General features: G+C 55.5%; 20 protein-coding genes. 12 read left to right on the forward strand and 8 right to left on the reverse strand.

The features are described from left to right. Positions 1-3 precede the first annotated feature (3 nt). A complete protein-coding gene (locus IMX18_RS27195) occupies positions 4-3426 on the forward strand; it encodes a conjugal transfer protein TraG N-terminal domain-containing protein (RefSeq protein WP_217191074.1) in 3423 nt (1140 codons plus the stop codon). A gap of 62 nt (positions 3427-3488) precedes the next feature. Here the strand turns inward: IMX18_RS27195 and IMX18_RS27200 are convergent, their stop codons facing one another. The 5 genes from IMX18_RS27200 to IMX18_RS27220 form a co-directional block, all read right to left on the reverse strand. After that, positions 3489-3851, reverse strand: coding sequence for a hypothetical protein (locus IMX18_RS27200; RefSeq protein ID WP_217191073.1), 363 nt, complete (start codon positions 3849-3851; stop codon positions 3489-3491). Positions 3852-3965: 114 nt separating this feature from the next. Then, positions 3966-5000 (reverse strand): hypothetical protein, encoded by a 1035-nt coding sequence (locus tag IMX18_RS27205; RefSeq protein WP_217191071.1) that lies wholly within the window; start codon positions 4998-5000, stop codon positions 3966-3968. Between the two features lie 10 nt (positions 5001-5010). Next, entirely contained in the window at positions 5011-5577 is a 567-nt protein-coding gene (locus IMX18_RS27210) for a transglycosylase SLT domain-containing protein (protein ID WP_223175426.1), read from the reverse strand. Beyond that, on the reverse strand, positions 5570-5833 hold the full coding sequence (locus IMX18_RS27215; protein WP_217191069.1) for a hypothetical protein: 264 nt from the start codon (positions 5831-5833) through the stop codon (positions 5570-5572). The genes IMX18_RS27210 and IMX18_RS27215 overlap by 8 nt, the downstream gene beginning before the upstream one ends. Before the next feature lie 37 nt (positions 5834-5870). Further along, positions 5871-6851 carry a ParM/StbA family protein gene (locus IMX18_RS27220; RefSeq protein ID WP_217191067.1) on the reverse strand — a complete coding sequence of 327 codons (981 nt, stop codon included), beginning with the start codon at positions 6849-6851 and terminating at the stop codon, positions 5871-5873. Positions 6852-7112: 261 nt separating this feature from the next. Between IMX18_RS27220 and mobI the strand changes: the two genes are divergently transcribed. Further along, complete coding sequence (gene mobI / locus IMX18_RS27225) at positions 7113-7607, forward strand: conjugative transfer protein MobI(A/C) (RefSeq protein ID WP_217191065.1); 495 nt, start codon at positions 7113-7115, stop codon at positions 7605-7607. Positions 7608-8428: 821 nt separating this feature from the next. Here mobI and IMX18_RS27230 read toward each other — a convergent pair. Next, positions 8429-8602, reverse strand: a complete 174-nt coding sequence (locus IMX18_RS27230) for a hypothetical protein (RefSeq protein WP_217191063.1) — start codon at positions 8600-8602, stop codon at positions 8429-8431. Positions 8603-8966: 364 nt separating this feature from the next. Here IMX18_RS27230 and IMX18_RS27235 point away from each other — a divergent pair, with 364 nt between their 5' ends. From IMX18_RS27235 to IMX18_RS27280, 10 genes are all read left to right on the forward strand, one after another. Then, complete coding sequence (locus IMX18_RS27235) at positions 8967-9443, forward strand: hypothetical protein (protein WP_217191061.1); 477 nt, start codon at positions 8967-8969, stop codon at positions 9441-9443. Between the two features lie 365 nt (positions 9444-9808). Continuing rightward, a complete protein-coding gene (locus IMX18_RS27240) occupies positions 9809-10438 on the forward strand; it encodes a hypothetical protein (RefSeq protein WP_217191060.1) in 630 nt (209 codons plus the stop codon). A 69-nt stretch (positions 10439-10507) separates the two neighbouring features. Next, on the forward strand, positions 10508-10720 hold the full coding sequence (locus IMX18_RS27245; protein WP_217191057.1) for an exodeoxyribonuclease VII small subunit: 213 nt from the start codon (positions 10508-10510) through the stop codon (positions 10718-10720). Beyond that, a complete protein-coding gene (gene xseA, locus IMX18_RS27250) occupies positions 10707-12101 on the forward strand; it encodes an exodeoxyribonuclease VII large subunit (protein ID WP_217191055.1) in 1395 nt (464 codons plus the stop codon). The genes IMX18_RS27245 and xseA overlap by 14 nt, the downstream gene beginning before the upstream one ends. Positions 12102-12191: 90 nt before the next feature. Continuing rightward, positions 12192-12662, forward strand: a complete 471-nt coding sequence (locus IMX18_RS27255) for a hypothetical protein (protein WP_217191053.1) — start codon at positions 12192-12194, stop codon at positions 12660-12662. Then, a complete protein-coding gene (locus IMX18_RS27260) occupies positions 12659-12979 on the forward strand; it encodes a hypothetical protein (RefSeq protein ID WP_217191051.1) in 321 nt (106 codons plus the stop codon). Before IMX18_RS27255 ends, IMX18_RS27260 begins: the two co-directional genes overlap by 4 nt. A 129-nt stretch (positions 12980-13108) precedes the next feature. After that, positions 13109-13276 (forward strand): hypothetical protein, encoded by a 168-nt coding sequence (locus IMX18_RS27265; protein WP_217191049.1) that lies wholly within the window; start codon positions 13109-13111, stop codon positions 13274-13276. A 391-nt stretch (positions 13277-13667) separates the two neighbouring features. Beyond that, positions 13668-14108, forward strand: coding sequence for a hypothetical protein (locus tag IMX18_RS27270; RefSeq protein WP_217191047.1), 441 nt, complete (start codon positions 13668-13670; stop codon positions 14106-14108). A 9-nt stretch (positions 14109-14117) separates the two neighbouring features. Continuing rightward, a complete protein-coding gene (locus tag IMX18_RS28150) occupies positions 14118-14537 on the forward strand; it encodes a hypothetical protein (RefSeq protein ID WP_225903952.1) in 420 nt (139 codons plus the stop codon). A 345-nt stretch (positions 14538-14882) separates the two neighbouring features. Beyond that, the gene (locus IMX18_RS27280) at positions 14883-16817 is read left to right on the forward strand and encodes a DEAD/DEAH box helicase family protein (protein ID WP_217191045.1); all 1935 of its coding nucleotides are present in this window, start codon (positions 14883-14885) and stop codon (positions 16815-16817) included. A gap of 103 nt (positions 16818-16920) precedes the next feature. Here IMX18_RS27280 and IMX18_RS27285 read toward each other — a convergent pair whose 3' ends face one another. Together IMX18_RS27285 and IMX18_RS27290 are read right to left on the reverse strand one after the other, a co-directional pair. Further along, entirely contained in the window at positions 16921-17886 is a 966-nt protein-coding gene (locus IMX18_RS27285) for a Y-family DNA polymerase (protein ID WP_217191221.1), read from the reverse strand. Between the two features lie 429 nt (positions 17887-18315). Next, positions 18316-19749, reverse strand: a complete 1434-nt coding sequence (locus IMX18_RS27290; protein ID WP_003152694.1) for a multidrug efflux transporter outer membrane subunit TOprJ1 — start codon at positions 19747-19749, stop codon at positions 18316-18318.

Raw genomic sequence — 19749 nt, forward strand, 5'->3', positions numbered from 1 at the left:
TCCATGGATTTCACTATTTATACGACTGGCAGCGCCGAATTTCTGGAGATGATGCTCAATGCCTGCGCGATGATTACAGGCAGCGGTGATGCTGAAGATCTTGCTCGGATTGGCGCGCTGATAGGCATTTTCCTGTTGGCGTTCCAAGCAGTTTTTAATAACCAGGCCATTACTTTCGGCAAAGCGGGCCTTGTGCTTGTCCTCTACATGATGTTCTACGGCCCTACAGTTACCACAGTCATCGAGGACACGGTGACCTCCCAGGTGAGGGTGGTGGACAACGTCCCTCTTGGTCCTGCATTCGTCGGCTCGGTCATTTCAACGGTAGCTTACGGTATCACCAAAACCACAGAGCAGGCATTCTCTACTCCAAGCATGACCGACTATGGGCTGTTTTCAAGCCTGAGCACGCTGTCGAAGGTGCGTGATGCTCTGCGGAACCCAATGGCTCTCGACGGCTTTCAAAACTACCGAAAGTCCGATGGGTGGGATCTGCCCCGGTCGGTAAACGAGTACATGACATTTTGTTCCCTAAACCCCGTTGCGCTGAGAACGGACAAGACCCTGGCTGACCTGTACCGGTCTCCTGGCTGGGCTCAGGTACTCTCCAATCAGACTTCATCGATGTTTATCTACGTCTATGACGGTACCGCCGGCTCAATGAAGAGCTGCGCAGAGGCCAGGTCGTTCCTCAACGCGCATTTGCAAAATGTGTACACAGACGTGCTTGACGACATTCTTCAGAAAGGATTCAGCGAAGAAGTCAAAACCAATCGTATGACCACAGGTATTCAGGTTCAAGCTGCCACAGATCAGGCGATTCAGAGCCTGGCACTCAGTAGCAAGTCCGCTCAGGACTATGTTTTGACTTCACTTATAGCTCCTATTTTCAACGATTCTCGCGTCGACGCTATGAACCATTGGCAAGAGCAACGGGCTGCGATGGCACTGCGTGAATCGCTCAACCAACAAGAAATTCAATGGGCGGGGAAGGGCGACAGCTTCAAACACTACATGAGGCCGATGATCGCCTTCTTCGAGGGTATGCTTTATGCGATGACACCGTTCTTGGCCTTCGCTCTGCTCCTGGGATCGCCTGGCCTTTCTATCCTCGGTAAGTACCTCGTATTGCCGTTGACTGTCGGGTTGTGGATGCCGCTGTTAAGCATCGTGAATGCTTTCACCCTCTGGTATGCAGGCTCCCAGATGGAGGCTGTATTCAATGGATACGATCCGACTAGCTCCGGCTTTGCGATGCTACAACTCATGGACATTGATAAGGCGATCGGCAAGGCCTTGGGCATCGGCGGCTTGCTCGCCGCTTCTGTGCCGCCCTTGGCTCTATTCATCGTTTCTGGCTCTGCCATGGTTGCGAATAGCATCATGAGCCAGATGACAGCAGGCGACAAATTCAAATCCGAAGACGTTAATCCTCGATCTCAGGAAAGCGCACCTGTTCTAAGTACCAACGCTACGTTCACATCTGACCAGATAGGGGCCGGCGTTGCCAAAACAGGTAGCCCACAACTGGCAGAAACTATCAGCAGCGAACAGGCAGCGACTGCTGTTGTGCAGAGCGCAAGCATGGCTTCACAAACAGCAACATCGCAGTACCAAGAAAGCCTCAGAGCCGCCGGGCAGCAACTCAACTCTTCTGCTACTGGACGGCAAGCTCTTGCGCAGATCGGGGAAAACCTTTCGGCCGGCTCAGTCCTCAGCTCAAATGCCTCGTTTAACGAGGCAAAGGAGTCTCTGCGGAGCCTCGGCTTCTCCGAATCGTCGTTGAATCAAGCCACGTCCAACGCAGCGATGGGCATTTCTACGCCAATTGGCGGTATGAAGCGGTCGGACAACACCTCGGCCGACACCATGACCCAGGAAAGCAGAGCCAAGGCCGAGAAAGCGCTTGCTCAACTTACGCAGTCTGTGCAGGCAACCGATTCGAGCACGCTGACTTTCGCTACGGGTGACGCCTTCTCAAGTAGCGCGTTGGCACAGCAAAGCACTACGAATACGGACGAAATCGGTAAAACCCGTTTGACAGCCCTTCAGGCGCAGCAGACTTATAGCCAGGCATCAGCTCAGCAGGATTCGATTAAGGCAGGTCAATCACTCAACCTCAGAGACGCCGGCGTGAAAGCACTCACGCGCGGGCTTGGCCGCAATGAGACTGCACTCGCCCTTGAGAAAATGGCAGGGCAAACAGACTCGGGCAAAGAGCTGTACAAACAAGCCTTTGGGAGCCAAAGCATTCAGGATATGTCGGGAGACATGAGCGAGCGTCGCGCTATGGCAGCAATCCGGGCAATCAACCAGGACGGGCGTCTTGGTGAGCTGTTGATGAGCCAGTACAACCCCTTCGATTTCAACGTCAACCAGGGGAATGCCAATGGGAACGCGGGGCTCACGGGTGATGCTGCAAGGGCTACGGCTGGCGTCGACGCCATAGGCGGCAAATTCGATGCGAAATGGGGCTCTAATGCCGGTGCTTATGCGAGCACCAACGATATGAACCTCAGTGGTTACCAGGCTACCAAGGATGACGGGGCGACAGTCATCGATCAGCGAAATGCGCAGAACCTTAAACCTGTGACTGAGGCACGAACCACAAACTCGGGAGACATCGATAAACGTTCATCCAAAGCCGCCTACGAGACCCTGTCGGAACGAGGCGAAGCCGCAAGACATGGTTCCAATCTTGGCAAGGTAGTGGCAGAAGGAGCCAACTCTGCGTTTACAGGTATCAATACCATCGCTCAAGCGTTCCGCAGTGGTTCAGATAGCGAAAAGCTTGAAAACTACTATGACATTGGGATCAGTCAAGGCTTGAAACCAGAGGAGGCACAATACTTCGCGGCCAAAGCCACTGGGGAGTTCGGCGAGTCCCAAGGGGACGCTTATCGTGAACTGAATAGCTACTACCGGAGCCAGGGAATTCGGGATGACAACTACATCGCAGGGGCTATCAGTGCGATCGACGATGCTGCTAAGGCCCCAGAAAGCGGCTCATACCCCACCCTGACGGCACTCGCGGACTCAAGAGCAGCTGTCGAACCTCAGGCGTATCAAGGCATTTCAAATGAGGACGTTCCACGAGTTCCGGTCCAGGCATCGGCACCTCAACCCCAGGCCTACTCAGGTCTTCCAAATGAGGACGTTCCCCAGCCTCCGGTCCAGGCATCGGCACCTCAACCCCAGGCCTACCCAGGTCTTCCAAATGAGGACGTTCCACAGGCTCCGGTCCAGGCATCGGCACCTCAACCCCAGGCCTACTCAGGTCTTCCAAATGAGGACGTTCCACAGCCTCCGGTCCAGGCATCGGCACCTCAACCTGCCAGATCTGGTCCACCACCTGCTCCAGCGTCATCTCCAGCGGAACCTGTGACCGCAAAACCTCGTCGGCCGACAGGAATTAATGCCGAGTAAACGATCTAGATCGGAAACGACAAGGCCGGGATTCCCCGGCCTTTTTTTACCAACTGCATGTGTTACCTCTTGAAAAATCCAGTCAGGCGACTCTTCAGCCCCATTGCGATTCGGTCCCGGAACAGGAAAAGCAAAACAGATAGTCCCACGCTCACCCCAACCGCTTCAGCACCCAAGCGGGTGAAGACGACGATGTTGATCAAAACCAACACCATGATGCCGAAAAATTCAACGTTGGCTTTAGCACCAGTGAGCACCTGATCCTCAGTTAGCATCCACTTGGGTGACAGGCAAAACGGACAAACCGAGGACTCGGGATCACGTCCACCAATTGGGACACCACAGATGTAAAAGGGGGCGCTGGTTACCACCTTCGGGACCATCATCATCTTGCAGCACTGGCACTCAACTTTGTCGTTGCGCATTTCATTCACCATTCGATTCATCTCCCCACCATAATCACACCACCGCACCAAAACCCAAACGGAGAGCCCTGATCAAGGCAAGGAAGCCCTATGACGGCCCCTCGTGGATGGGTCTCAGTGGTTGCACCAGATGCAACGGCCCGGCTTGAGTGCGTACCGAGCATTGATCTCTTTGCACTTACTGCATGGGGTGAGCGTGATGTCCCCTGTCTTCATTGCGTTGCTGAGCTGGTACCCATTAGAAGGGGAGATCATATCACTAGCCTCAACGCCAACTGCCTTACACAGTTCGACGTATTCCCGATGAGCCGCAACCACAGCACGAGCATTCGTTCGCCGCAGGGGATTGTCGGCGAGCAGCCGGTATACAGTCAGATAAAGAAGGCTGTGAAGAGGGCTTTCCGCCAATGTTTTGTTGGGTGCCTGGATTCGACCGCTTTGGGACTGTACGAGAGGGGTATCCCGGAGCAAAGAACGCTTCATCCGAACCACCTCGTCAGCATTCAGTCCTGTCCACTGCGCGACCAGCTTTGGCTGTAGTTTCTGCTGAAGCAGTTCTGTCGCAACGACGTCGAGGGGCATGGTAGATGGATAGTCCTTGACCCTGCCTATTCCACTCACGCCGGGCTTAAGGAAGTAGCGAAGGTCGCCAAGCAAAACAGTGGTCACGTCCCTCAACTGGTCTGTTGGCGAAGCAAGATTCATCCTCAGCTTCCTGAGATTACACCTGGTCCCAACCGAGAAGCCGCCGCGGCTGACCAACATCATGCGTGAGTCGAAAGAGCCAGCTTCGAAAACCCGGTACCCAACGTCGTCGAACCCCACAGCAAGTATTGGGCTCGTCTTGTTAACACGGGAAAAGTGGCAAAACTCCATGAACATGACCAGCTTGTTGCCTATCTCCCTAAATTCCTCGTCGTCAAGATAGCCCCTGCCAACCTTCAGGGTGTTGTAGTGGACACGGTAAAGGGATACGGGTAGAGCATCTACAGCGTTCAGCTGGCGCTGATTCGTGCTCAAAGACGAAAGCCAAACCATATCGCTCTGAGTCAAGCGCTGCTCAGCGAGAATGACATTGAAATCTCGCAAGCCGGATGTCAGCCAGCGTAGACCCATTTGTATCATCGATGCATTGATCTTAACTCGCATGTTCCCGCCCTTACTTCAAACGCTGTAGTGAACGCCAAATGTGGAGCACATTACTCGCATACTGGCGTGCGTCAAGTTCCCTTTTGGGGTTGCGAGTATGGTACCCACCAATGGCAAGCTGCATATCAACTGGATACTGAGCGATCGACTCGCACAATATCTGCGCACCAATTTTTATATTTACCTCGGGATCAAGCAGAAGCTCCGGGTGCTTTACCCGACTACCGTTCCATCGATAATTGATTTGCATAATGCCTATATCGGTAAGAGCGTCTTCGGCAATAAATCGTTTTAGTTTAGTTTCGGCATCGGGGTAGGAGTGTGGATAAGTAGCACCACTAGGCGCATTACGGAGTGCGAATGGATGAGGTGCCACCATACCATTGCCGGTTGAGGCCTTAGACTCATTCAGAGCGAGAGAATATAAAAGGAGAGGATCAGGTTTGCACGCGGAAGCAAGCGAAGCTCGCTCCCACATAGTGCCTTTTAGGGAAAAGCTTTCCGCTATTGCTTCAATCGAGAACGTAATTAAAACTGCGGTTGCAGCAATAGTTGAAATTTTATTTATGTTAAACATTTGCCCCCCTTATCCAGTTGGCTACGGGTCGAGAGGTTGTTGCACTATTGTTTTGACCTTTTATATTGGTGGTGGCTTGTTGGATTTCTTCTTGTTTGCCTTTAATGTCGTCAGGAGCATTAGTCATACTTAAATATAAGGCAGCCATTGCGACCAGCCTTTTGCCCCTGTAGTCGGGGTCGATGGTTTCAAGATGCGCGTGCAATTCCGGTGTTGCTGGCGTGACTCGACATTGAAGTCGCATCGTTTTGTTCATGCTTTCCCCTCTGCGCATCCCTGCGCATTCCCTTAGATTAAGAACGAGCGATATGCCAGAAACCTTCAGCATTGCTTTTAACGCTATTCTCAGGCTTTACTACCATCGCCTCTGGAAATTCCTTCCTGGCAAATGGCTCGTACAATGAAGCGCCACCGCCGCCAAGGATCACACAATCAATAGCTCGCCCCTTCAAGAATCGAAGGCCTTGCTTGATTTCAGTGAAGACGAAAGGAATCACACGTTCTGCCGCGCGTTCAAGGTATTCGGCCAGTTCAACCTTGCGCCCATAGAGGAGAATGTAAGACTTTCCGGACTGGAGTGCATGTTCAATCTTCTCTACCCCTGGGATGCCGCCATGATCCTTTGCGATTTCCTCATTGCACGCTTCAAGTACTACAGACATTGCCTTAAGGCTGCTACTACTGGAATTCACGACAAGCTCACGATGGTCAAACACAACCCAATCAACACTGAAAAATCCTGGATCGATGATGATCGAAACTGACTCTTCAATCACATCTGACGCATCAGATTTACAATAGATTTCTGTCAGCGTACCGATCGGCTGAGCAACAACGTGAACCCGCTTAACTGTCACTTCGCGTTTTGGTGTAATTCGATGTGTACCAGTCATACGTTTGACAAGCGCCTCAACGTACTCTTTGTCGCGAGCTTGTGACACGGGGAGTCCCGTTACCAAGCAGTCAATTACATCATTCTCTCCCGCAGCGTGCAGGAGAGTACCTTTGAACAGCGCCTCGTAGGCCTGCGAAGACGTGTAATCCTCATGCAGCTCCCGCCCTTCCTGAACACGGCCGGGGGCGGCAAAAGCAACCCATGAAGTTCCACCTACCTCAACAATTACTTCACCAGGTCGTAACCCCGAATCACCGGGCAGAAGGCTCAATGGTGCGGCCTGCGATGGTCGAATAATCGACTCCGGTTGGCTATCACCGCTGCCAAAAACACCAATCACGTTGCTGTAACCAATATCTAGACCCAATGCGTTGCCCATTCGAATGGCGCTCCCAGCAAGAAAAGGACAAAAGAAGTGCGCCAGATGACGACGCGGATGACTTCACAGCCCAGGAAACCCTAAATTCTCGGAATCCCAAGCGCCGTATCGACATCACCCGGTCAACAGATGACGACCTGCCGTCATGATCCAGCTTCACCAAAGCTTTGGGCGTTGTTTTCAGGTCGTTTTTGCGTCTGAAATCAATCCCTCCAGGCGTTGTTGAACCGCAAAATGCTCCCAACCACGAAGGAGCAGCATATGAATCCACCCTCTGAAGCCCCCAAGCACCCAGCAGTGGCGGAGCTTGATCGCGTTTATTCCTGTCTTGTTGACCGAGCTGAGGAGCTGCGCGACTCATTCTTCCAGGCAGCCCTTTCGTTACACGCAGGTAAGCCAGGCCACATCCCGATCGTGATCAGAATTCGTCAATCCAGCCCGAATGCCGTCACCATCGAATGGGCGAAAGTCATTTTGCCAAGGTTCAAGGAAGGCGAGGCCAAGAAGCCTCGTGTAATCCGCACCATCAATAAGGGGAAAGGCAGCAAGTACCCCGTTTCCTCATTCTCATTTGTGAAAGAGCCATTGAAGAGCATGGTTCGGGCTTACGAAATCCAGCTCGCCGAGATCAGGGAGACGTGCTCTGGCATACAGAGAGTTCGCCGTCAGTTGGTCCCAGCGGTGAGGAAAGCCGGCACGGTGGACAGCTCAATTGCTGCGTTCATCACCCACGACTACCCCGCGGCGAAGGATTGAAGGCGACGCAGGGGGAAAGCAGCTGCAATTGACTGGAGCGCAACAGAATCAAGGGCTCCAGCCACGACACCCCTTCACGACACCTCTTAACGACGCCCCCTGCACATGACGACACCTCTTCACAAGATCTTGCGTTGCTTCAACCCACCCCGTAACAGCCTCAAACCCTTAGAGGGCTTGCGTCGCAAGCCTGCGCCACACCATTGCAACACCCCTTCACGACACCCCTTAAACCATGACGACGCCTCTTCGCAGCGATCATTGGGTTTCGATACTGCTACAGGCCACGGAACTCAGGGCCTCCAGCAAGACGTCCCTAAGGCGAGTTCGAATACGCATGTCCTTCTATGTGAGGTGAACCGTCAGACTCCCATAAGCAAGCGAGGTGGTGTGAGGTCGCTTTTTCTGAACCTGTGTCGCGAAGCGTGGGATTGCGGGGTAGCGCCGAAGGCTAGGTTGAGAGCCCAGCGACCGGGATTGAAGCGCGTTAAATTCTTGGGATTGGATGCGGTGGTTGGAGAATTGGCAAAGCGCAAATTTGCGAGGTGGGGGACAGCATGCAGGATTGAGAGAGGAAAAAATCTCTTGCTGGTCGACGGAGCTATGGAACCTTGCGCGGAGCGGATAGGGCTCGAGTACACGGGGAAAAATCCATGGGTCGAATGCTGCGGCACTCGATATGCACACACCGAAGTGATGCCCAGCAACAGCACACCGCTGGTAATTAAAGACCCTTCAACCATCGCGGCGAATACGAGCGGATGGTCGTTGAGGGGGCTTCTTCGTAGCGCTGTCGTGATTGGAATCTCGGCGATAACCCCTCAGCGGATTATTTTCACAGTATCTGCATGATTGGCCTGGGGTAAGTTGGATTTAGGAATTTGCTGGATAAGCAAGGCAACGGATAGGTGGTGAATTTGGAGTTCAAAAAGAGAAGTGACGGCAGAATGTTCCCTCCGGTATTGCCGAACGGTGACTTCATTGGCGTTGCTCATGGGAGCCGTCTTCGGCAGGTGCTTTTTTCAGTAAGGGATGATGGGTTGTATGGGGAAGGATTGTTTTTCCTTTGGAATGAAATCACAGGAATCTCCGTGACTGATGCCAAGGGTTTTCAGATTAGGAGTAGTAAGTATCCGAGCGGCGGAATCTGTTTTTATGCTGGAGCGTCTGCTTTTCTCGATTTGTCAGGAGAGATAATTACTCGAATTGATGGGTACACTGTCGATTACTGCCTAATGAACAGAATCAGCTACGAATCCAGCGGGAACAAATAACTGGATTGATCGCCTTGCGCTGCAACCGTGTCGCGTAGCGGATAAATGTGATGCGCTTCTTATATGCTTATGGAGGAGATGTTTGATGTGTCGAGTTGCTCAGTTGTGCGTAGGCAGCGATAATTTTTTGCTTGAAGGCTATATCTTGCCTGGAGAAAAAGATTGGTGCGAGGCGGTGTTGAAAAAACTGCGTGGGGAAATCCCCAACAGTCATTATCTCTTGACAGCTATCGCCATGACTCAAGAGTGTTCTGCATTGCGAGAGCGTAGTTGTAAGGCGCTCGCTGTAGTGCTTGCTGAATATGAATCATTGCTGGGGCAAGTACATGCAGTGCGCGCACGAACGTTTTTTGTTGCAGCTATCACCGAACTGAAAATGATCCTTGACGAGCTCAAGCGCCAACCACAACCGGAGAAGTATAAAGTGCTACTGCGATTAAGCGAGCATTTCGGTTGCGACGCCCTTAAATTGGACACGTCTTTCGAGGGGATGGAGCAGGTATATTTACTAAGTGACCCTAATATAGGGAATCAGTGGATGTTGCTGAGGCGTCATGCTTAATAACGTGTCGCGAAGCGGAGTTATGGCGGGTGAGGGCGCAATGGCAGACATGGAAGTGCGTCCTCACTCGCTTTTCTTTGTTGGAGATAGTGGAGGCTTTTCCGGGAGCAGACTGCCCCAAATGATGATACCTACCCTGTGGCAGCCGCTTCGGTCTGGGCGCGCTCCCAGGATAGATTTTCATCCCACATACAATTTTCGACGTGGCTCTTGACGTACGTATTCGACACAGGGATATTTCCCCTGGCACTCGGGTAGGTGCCTGCCGTCCACACTGGCAAAGCGAAAGCACTACTGTCAAACCAACGGAACCCACATGGGTGCTTCGAAGTGGACACTGAGCATCAGCCTTTGGAGGCTGCCGTATGCAAAACCCAATCACACTCCGCGATATCGAAAACCTCAAAAAGCTCGCCAAACAGGCAAAGGCCCTGCATCCAGGACTTAGCCATGCGCAGCGCCTCAACTTGATGGCGCAGCAGTATCTCCAGGCACGCAGCTATCATGAAGTTCGCAAGCTGGTTGCTTGCTCACTGGAGCAGCACTACGATCGGAAGGACAGTGGCTTGGTTTACTGCAAATTCTGCCGCTTTTCTTTCGCCCCCTGTGAAACCCAAGACTCAAATGCTCACGAGAAGCGTCACCTCAATTTCGAGGAAGCTCTTTTCTCCCTCAAAGCACTACCTGCTGCGCATGCCACCCGAGAGCAAAAGAAACGCGAGGCTTATGACCTGATCCACTCTGCGACGTCGGCCGCCGATGAGCTGGCAGGGGCTGAGCAGCTGATCAGTACCTGGTATGACCGATCTCTGGAGTCTGCGATCGACAATGGCGACTGGAAAAAACATCCGAGCATTGAGGTGTATGCGGCGATGATCTTTCCAACCGTTGAGACCTGGTTGCAGCAAAGCCGGGAAATGTACCTGGCGCGATACGGCTGCAAACGAGGTGCGATCCCAGCGGGGCATACAACGTGGATCAACCCTGAAGGCTGATCGTTTTGGGACTTCTGGGGAAGCTGCGACAATCGGCAGGCTGATTGACCCAATTTCCAGGATTCCCACATGAGCCGAGATACCTACGAAGCCAACATCGCCTTCATCGACCAGACCGTAAAGCGCCTGGAGCGCAATGAAGTGAGTATTGACGAGCTGGAGACCCTTGCTCGCGAATTTGCGGATGCCCGTAAGTTTTGCGCCGACCGTCTGACCCGCATCGAGAGCGTTGTCCAGGCAACCTTGGGCGCTGAAGAGGGCCAACCCGGTGAACGCACCTGAGCCCTCAGCGCAGCACCTCAGCCTGAGTGCATACCTTGCTCAGATCCAGAAGGCTATCCGAGCCGCGGTACCAGAAAGCAGCTGGGTAGTGGCGGAACTGAGCGACTTCAAGCGCCGTCCTAACGGTCATTGCTACATGGACATCCTGGAGTCGCGTGAGGGAGCTGAGGTCGCGAAGGCGCGGTGCACCATGTTTGCCAATGTCGCCGGCAAGGTACTTGGTGAATGGCAGGAGGCAACAGGAGGCTTACCTCAAGCAGGAATGAATGTCCTGCTGAAAGTGAGAGCGGAATTTTCCCCTCAGTTTGGCTTCTCCTTGATGGTCACTGGCATCGACCCGAGCTACACGCTGGGGGACATGCAGGCCAAAGTTCAGAAGATCATTTTCTCCCTGAAAGATCGGCAATGGTTCGACCTTCAACGTGGGCTTCCGAGTCCAAGGGGGTTCTGGCGCGTTGCGGTTGTCGCCCCGCACCAGGCTGCTGGGCTGGCCGATTTTCGCCGTGATGCAGAGCAGTTAGCTGCGGCCGAAGTGTGCCGCTTCGACTATTTCTCGGCCACGTTCCAGGGACGTGACGCATCAGACAGTATCCGGTCTGCGCTGCGGGCTGTTCACGAACAGCATCAACATCAGCCATTCGACGCCGTATGCATAATCCGTGGAGGTGGGGCGAAAAGCGATCTCGCCTGGCTCAACGACGCGAACCTTGCGGCTTGGGTCTGCCGGTTGCCTGTGCCGGTATTCACTGGCATTGGGCACGAGGTCGACGAGTGCGTGCTCGATCTTGTTGCGCAGCGCCGGTTCGACACACCATCCAAGGTCATAGGGTTCATTAAAACAGCGCTCATGTCTGAGGCCTCGACTGCACGGGCTCAGGTAGAGCGGGCCAATGGCATGATCTTGCGCTTGGTGTCTGGCCAAGCCCCGCATCTAGACCGTGCTTGGAGCATCTTCAGCCGCCGAGTGACGGAAGTCCTCCATGGGGAGCATCGGCTATTGCTGCAACAGCAAAACAGCCTCGAAAAAGGGCGGGACCGGCTCATCAGCCAGCAGCGCATGAGCCTCCAGCTGGCGCTGGATAGATTTACAAGGCTCGGGGCTAGTCTCTGCGTAGCTGAGCGCCAAAGGGGGTTGTTTGCCGCCTCGAGGGTGGCTTCCCTGAGTAGAGCGCTCGTTACCAGAGAAAATTCTCGTCTGGAGCTTGCGTGCACGGTATACGACAAAACAAATCCTCTGGCACTGCTTGGTAGAGGCTTTGCCCTGGTCCGTGGTCCTGGCGGTGAGATAATCAGCAGCGCCGAGCAGGCTCGGCATGTGTGCAAGCTGGATCTGGCCTTCGCCGATGGCCATGTCATTACGGAGGTGGCAAAAGCACAATGAGGCAGCGATTTGGGATTCAGCCCACGGCCGATATCTTCGGATAATCATCCGGGCTTACCATTACCAGCTGCCAAGGGAAATCGCGCCACCATGACCGCATCCGCTAAAAATCTGACCTATCGCGCAGCGCTCGACGCCTATACGGCGCTATTGACGGGCGAGCCACGCAAGGCTTTGCGCCTGCCGTGTGGCGAGGCTGTATTCCTTGAGAATGGCCAAATCTATTCCACGACCGTCAATGCAGCAGGCGAGTTGGATATGGAGACTGCTGGTTGCATCAGCCCTGTGGCTTGGGAGGATTGCGAGGACAGTGCTGAACAGTGTGCGTTGGCAGTTAACTCGCCCGTTTTCATTGATTTTGACTCACCGGGCTGGCTTGAGATTTCTCATTCCGGCCGGCGCTGGTCGTTCGATGCTGACCAGTTGGCCGAATGGGACGAACACGATAAGCGCTTTGACTTCGTGCGCTACCACGGGCTGGTAGCGCCCACCGTTGAAGCGGTGCGCCAATTCATCGACAACCTGTATGTCGACCATCATTCGACAGGAAACGGCTCATGACATTCAAACCCAGCAACCCATTCACCCTGCCCGAACTGGCAGAGAACGAAACTGTTTTCCCACCATCGCTTCTGAAATCTGCTTGTACGCTTGCCGCGCATTACATCGCCGCCCGAGAGCGTAGCGACGTGGAGAGTTCATCGCGCTTGGATGGGGACATCGGTGCGTTTCTGAGCGAAGAATTCGACTCTGGGAAGTACAACGAGCGGGGGCTGTTCAGAGCTCGCTTCATGGTGGTTATCCACGACTGTAACGCGGCTTACGGGCAGCTGGATTACGGCCATTCTGCCTGGGCTCACAACACATCTCGGGTGTAGGGAAATCGGCAAATGCTCAACTGTTCGTGCATCTTTTGCGCTGGAATTGTGGCGGTTTGCTCCGGCACGAGTAGCCGCGGTATTTGCAGCTGCGGGTTCTGTTGTGAGCCCATTCAGCATTCCTTCGGGATGACCGAACAAGATGAGCGTGATGAGCAAGACCGCATTGCCGAATGCGTGTCGAGCGAGCTTGAAAGAGAGATTTGGATGGCGGAGGCTGATTGGCTCACGCCGGTTGATATCCTCGGTTTTTTAGCCAACGCCGGTCGATGCAGGGGTGATCGAGCATGCGGCTAGGTCACTGGTTACATTCGGCTCTTTTGCGCTGGCGCCGAGTTTGAGGCAACGATATGTCGCCCAGCTCCTTCGCCTGGGCAGCGGCAGCACACGATTAGGAGGAGGCATCCATGCAGGTCGAGCAGCAAAATGAGCAGGAACGCCTCAGACTCAACCGTGAGTACTTTGAGGAAGGCTGTGCGTGCATCCATAGGACAAAAACGCTACAACCGTGCCCAACCAACATGCCTGACAGTGAAGCCGTTGCGTTTTATGAACAGCGTTGCAAATGCTCGCGCAACTACATCCAGAATTGAGTGATAAATCGTTCTCTCCCCAGCCCCGCTCGTCGGGGCTAAGTCAGTAAAAGGGCGCTAATCTCGCGCCCTGGCAAAGGAAGGGATTGCCCCACATGTCCAGCACCGCTACTGCCCCGAAAGCTACGTATCTCAACCTGGTGCGCATCAAGCTCAGCAAGATAGCCCGCGCTGAGCGCCGCTACATCGATCGCGCCGAGGAGCATGTGCGTGCCTATGCCGAAGCTCTGGCAGATGCGAATATCATCACCGATGACGAGCGCGATGAGTTCTACGATCTGGCCAGGCAAGCTGCCGAAAGCGCGGTGCGCGTATACAAATCAGCTGAGCAGCCGTTGGCCTGTCGAGCATCAGAAGGTGAAAGCTTTGACACTGATCGCTATACCGCCGGCTTGGACTACGTAGCAAACGGAGGGCTTTCACCTGATGGGCATGAGCATGTAACCAATGCGCCTTACTACTTTGGTCACTCAGCCATCCAAGCGTTTGAGGCTGGTGCTGCATGGCAGGCTAAGCGCAGCGACGAAGGGAAGTAGGTAACAGCGATGAAAGACAAAGACCCGACCACCCAAGCCGCCAATACGGCGGCTAAGAGCCACCCTCAACTCATGAAGGTTGCGGCCCAGGACCTGGCCGAACTTGAAAAATCGCAAGGCGACCGGACTGTTCTGGCCGAAGCGGCTCGGGAGAAAGTCTTCCTGGTGATGGCGACCGCCAGAGTCTACGACCATAAGCAGCCGATACCGCTGCGAGTTTTTGAAGATCGAGCGCAGGCTGATAGTTGGCTGGAAAGCTTGATCGACTACCACCTAAGCCCACCTGAGCTCCCAACGGATCTGGATAGTGATGAGGCATGGGTTGAATATCACGACCAGTTGAAAGCTTGGCGCGCTGCCCATCCTGCTGGATCCGCCGCTGCGGATTACCAGCATTTCGGGGTATATGACTTGCCCCTTGGGTTGTAAAGAGACGTATGGCCAGCCGCCGCCAGCTTTTCACCCCTTGTAAGCTCTACATCGACGGCGCGGATGGTTTGAGCGCTGGTGATTACATCCTGACCTCCGGTGGGTCGGCCTACCTGGTACAAGTTACCCGGCCCAGTCCGAGCCGACCTGACCGGTTGTATCTTGGCTGTCTACGATGGCCACCTGACGAGATTCCCGAGGACGCCAGGTGTTATCAGCTCAACTGGTACCGGCGGTGACGCAGTGTGACCTTCAGCTGGCTTGGCATACACTGGGTAGCTGGGCCCGTCGCCGGCAAGTAGTGCTGGTGACGGTCAACGATGTTCATTTCACCGAGAAAAAAGCGTGAGCGACCCGGTTCTCTACATCCCACTGCTGGCCTCCCAGGCCGATTCACTGGTTGATCCGAGTAGTGTTGCTCGTGTCCTACTGGGGCAGTGGGACGTGGCCCAAGTGGCTTCGGTAGCCGTCATCCAAAACCTGCCCGCCTTGAACGGAAAGCCTAAAAGCGAAATGCTGGTGGAGAAGGCGCTGGCTGAGTTGATTTCTGTGGGCACTGATCTGGCCCTTACCCATCCGGCAGGTACGTTTTCTGGCCTCATTGCTGGGCGATTTAAGCGTGAGTTGTTTGAACAGGGGCTGGCGCTTATGCCCCGACTGCGGCTCCGTTTCCTTGATGCAGAGGCGCTAGATGCAAAGCAATACCTGAAGGACGGGCACTGGGACTTCAATTTCTGCGCGACGCATGCCCAAAACCTGAACCCGCTCAAGCACTCATTCGAGACCTCATCGGGAAAGACAATTTCTCTGTCAAATCAGCAGAGCAGGACCTTCCGAATTATTCATGCCGAGCCTGATGAGAGCATCCATATCCAGGGGCTCGCGGGTACCGGCAAGACCCACATGATTGAACGCTTGGTGGACTCGCTTTCTTTCTGTCGTCCACTCGTGTTGGCTTTCACCGCGGTTCAGCTTCAGGCGCTGATGCAGCGAATCGGAGCCGCGCATGTGAGAGGAATGACGTTCGGAGATCTGGCCAACTATGTGCTCGAGCGAAATATCGGTTATGCCCGGCCGGGAAAGCGCGCCTCGGCCCGGCACCAGGTTACTCCCCAAGACATCGCATCCAGACTAGGCTTCGGCCAGGTAGGTAGGCTCAGCCCGTCCCATGTAGCTACGGCTTGCTCAAGAATGGTCGCCTCTTTCTGCAACAGCAATGATCTTGCCTTGTCGGAACAGCACATTCCCAAAGGGATCAACCTCGAAAATATGGACCGCTTGGTGCTGGTGGGATATGCGCAGCGGTTGTGGGACCAGACCATTGAGCCAACTGATGCACGTTTGGAGCTACCACTTCGTGGATACCACCGCATCAAGCGCATGACCCTGCTGCATGAAGCGGTTATAGGCCAGGAATTTACCCACATCATTGTCGACGAGGCGCACGATCTGAGCTGGCCACTTTCGGCTTTTCTCGATCGCTGCCCACAACCCGTAATTACCCTGGGTGACGCATGCCAGCGCCTGGATGGGAGCTATTTTCAACGGGCTAGCACACTCCGCAAGCACGAGATCACCCATTCCATTCGTGCCGGCCGACAGATCGAGGGCGTAATAAACCCCCTGATCGACAAGCACCCGATCTTGAAATTGGCATCGCTCGAGGGCAACAGCGACATCGAGACGAAGGTTATTTACTACGACAAGCCAGAGGTTCCCAACGGAGCCGTCACGATCCTAGTTGATTCTGAGTGGGGATTATTCGAGTGGTTTCAGCGCTTGGCCAATGCTGGCGCGCGGTTCAGCCTGCTGCCTGGCGCAGTGAATACCTTCCGCCGGTTCATTCTTGACTGCATCGCCCTCTTTCATGATCAGGTGCGCCCAACCCATAGTGCCCTTTTCAGGTACACCAGCTGGGAGGATCTTCGAGCGGACATGGGGAGCAAAAACAGTAGCTTCCAGCGGATCGACCGGATGCTGAGTAAGGGGTATAGCTCATCAGAGTTCGATGCCTCGTTACTCAGCCTTGATGCAACAGGAGCTGCGCAGCTACAGCTCGGAAGGGTCATGGACGCACGCAACACTGAGATTAATGCGGTGATGCTCGCGCCAGATCTGCTCAGTCCGGTCAGGCCTGGTGACCGTATCGCCGCGAGCAGGGCTTTTGCTGCCCTTTACACTGGAGGGTCTAGGGCTCGACACAAGCTCATCGTTCCAGGTTATCTCCGGGATTGGGCGGCTGACATGGCCACGGCAGCTCAAGCCCCACCATCCCTCTGATGGCCTCGCCAGCGACCTGAATAGTCGATCGACCGGGCCTCGGGATCTGCCTTTGTGATTCCGGACAAGATATTGGGGTGGGATCGCCGATTGGGTGCAGCCCCTATTTGCAATACACCCGCCATAGCTGATCCCAGTCTGTCATGTAGCTTGGGCTGAGCAGGGCACGCTTCATTGCCCACTCTGGCGCCTTTGGTACAGCAGCTGTCCGGAGGCAGTCATGGCCCCACCGTCGATTGATCTTATCCATCGTGGCCATGAGAGCGTCAGAACGCACCGGTTGGCTCGGACGGAAAAGATCCTGTGTGAATTCTCCTCGCTGGCGCAGATCCATCAGCAGGACCTCGGCTTTGCTGTATGCGTACCCTGGGCGAAAAATTCCTTCCAGGGCGCGCAGAGCACACCGCGTAAGCTGGCGCACATCATCGGTTGGATAGTCAGGTACCACCGTCGCGGCATTGGCGTATTTCGGGCCGTCGCCATGAAACGACGTCTGAATTCCAACCCGCAACACACCACATAGTGAACGCTGCCTGCGAAGTTTCTCTGTCGCACGATGAATGTAAGACGCCAGGGCCTGGCCAAGCCCTTCTTTCGTGCGCACCCGCTCGCCAAACATTTTGCTTGTGCATATCGATTGCTTCGCCGGCGCGGTGTGCTCCAGGTCCATGCAGGATTCGCCGCAGAGCTCCCGGATCGTCTTCTCGAGCACTACGCTGTATTTGCGCCCCATAGCCCGCGCATCTGCTTGCGAAAGCTCCCATGCGGTGGTGATACCGTCAGTGGCCAGGTTTGCGCGCATGCGACGGCCGATACCCCACACCTCATCTACCGGCATTCGACGGAGCAGCCATTCAACTGCCTCGGGCTTGCGCAGATCGACAACTCCGCCTGTTTTCTCACGCCAGACCTTCGAGGCGTGCTGTGCTGCCTTCGCTAGGGTTTTCGTGTGACCTATACCGACACCTACTGGCAACGCGGTCCACTCCAGCACGCGAGATTGAATTGCGCGGCCCACTTCGATGATCGGCTCGGGAAGCCCATCGAGCTTCACGAACAGCTCATCAATCTAAAGGAAAGAAGAACAGCCATGGACATGACTTCAGCTCAGACATTCCGCTACTCAATCTCTGATGTCGGATGTCCATAGAAAGAACCTCTTTTCCAGGAAATTGGGGCTTGAAGTCCATACCTGCGCAATTGCACCCATTTGACCAGTCAATTGCATTGGTACTGACCACCGCGTGCATCCGACTTGGCCAGTGGGCAGCAGAGACGCAACAGGCAGAAACCGGCCAGAAGCAGTCAGTCAATCATGCGTTACAGTGATTTTTTGCAGCTCTTTATAGAGCCGTTAGCTGCTGCCACCAATAATCCATAGGCCTGCCAGTCGTCAGACAGTCTTATTCTCGATCAGACGATTGCCCCGTCGATGACCAGTAGCTCACCGGTGATGGAGCCAGAGTCCGGTCTTCGGATGCAGGACTCCTGGCTTTGCTCACTCAGCGCCGATCCCGGCCATCGGTTCAGTTTGGCCCCAGCCACCGCCCAGAGACCTGAACAGGTCAACCAGCGCAATCTGCCGTTCCGTGCTGATTTGAATTAGTGTGGTCTGGTTGCTAAAGGTGCTGCGCTGGGCGTCAAGATAACGCAGGTAGTCGTCCACGCCGCCCTCGTAACGCGCCTTAGCCAGGGCCATCGCAGCCTCGCTGGAACCGGCCAGAGCCTGGCGGGCAGCCTCCTCGCGGCGCAGGGTGTCGGTGGCGGCCAGGGCATCGGCCACTTCGCGGAAGGCGGTCTGGATGGTGCCTTCGTAGTCGGCCACCGCCGCGTCCTGGCGCACTTCGGCGAGGTCCAGGTTGGCGCGGTTGCGGCCACCGGCGAAGATCGGCAGCGACAGCGTCGGGGCAAAGCTCCAGGCCCGCGAGCCGCCATCGAACAATCCGGACAACTCGGCACTGGAGCTGCCCACCGAACCGGTCAGGCTGATCCGGGGAAAGAACGCGGCGCGAGCTGCACCGATATCGGCATTGCGCGCCTTGAGGCGGTGCTCGCTGGCGAGAATGTCCGGGCGCCGTTCGATCAGTTCCGAGCTGGTGCCGGGGGCGATGTCCTGCAGCACCATCAGGTCGTCGCGGGGCGTCGCGGGCAGCAGGCGAGCGGCATCTGGCGTGCCGAGCAACAGGACCAGGGCGTTGTCCGCCTGGCGTAACTGGCGTTCGGTGCTCTCGCGCTCGGCCCTAGCCTGTTCGGCAAGGCCGACCGCTTCCTGGTAATCCAGGGCGGTGGCGGCCCCCGCTGCACGGCGCTGGCTGACCAGCTCCAGCGAGGCCATGCGGCTGTCCAGGGTTTGTTCGACCAGGGCCATGCGGCGTAGCGCACCATCGCGGGTCAGGTAGGCCTGGATGACCTCGGCAACCAGGCTGATCTGCGTGGCACGGGTCGCCTCCTCGGTCGCCAGGTAGGTCTCCAGCGCGGCCTCGGAGAGGTTGCGCACGCGGCCGAACAGGTCGACTTCGTACTCCGCGAGGCCGAGGCCGACCTGATAGTTGCTGGTCACTTCCGAGCGCCCGGTCTGCGACAGATCGGCAGGCAGGCGCTGGCGGTTGCCGCTGGCATTGGCGTTGATCGAAGGCAGGCGATCAGCACGCTGGATGCGGTACTGGGCACGCGCAGCTTCGATATCCAGCAGCGCCTGGCGCAGGCTGCGGTTGTTGCTCAGCGCCGTATCCACCGCGCGGCGCAAGTCGGCATCGACGATGAAGGTCTGCCAGTCCAGCGCCTGGGCACGGGCGCCCTCCGCGTCGGCGGCTTGCCAGTGCGACGCGACCGGTGCCTGCGGGCGCTCGTAGGTCGGGGCCAGCGAACACCCCGCCAGGGCGGCGATGGCCAGGGGCAGCAGAGCGCGACGGAGCATGAAGTGAGAGGTCAT

Origin of the sequence: Pseudomonas shirazica (assembly GCF_015168335.1) — a bacterium.
GTDB lineage: Bacteria > Pseudomonadota > Gammaproteobacteria > Pseudomonadales > Pseudomonadaceae > Aquipseudomonas > Aquipseudomonas asiatica.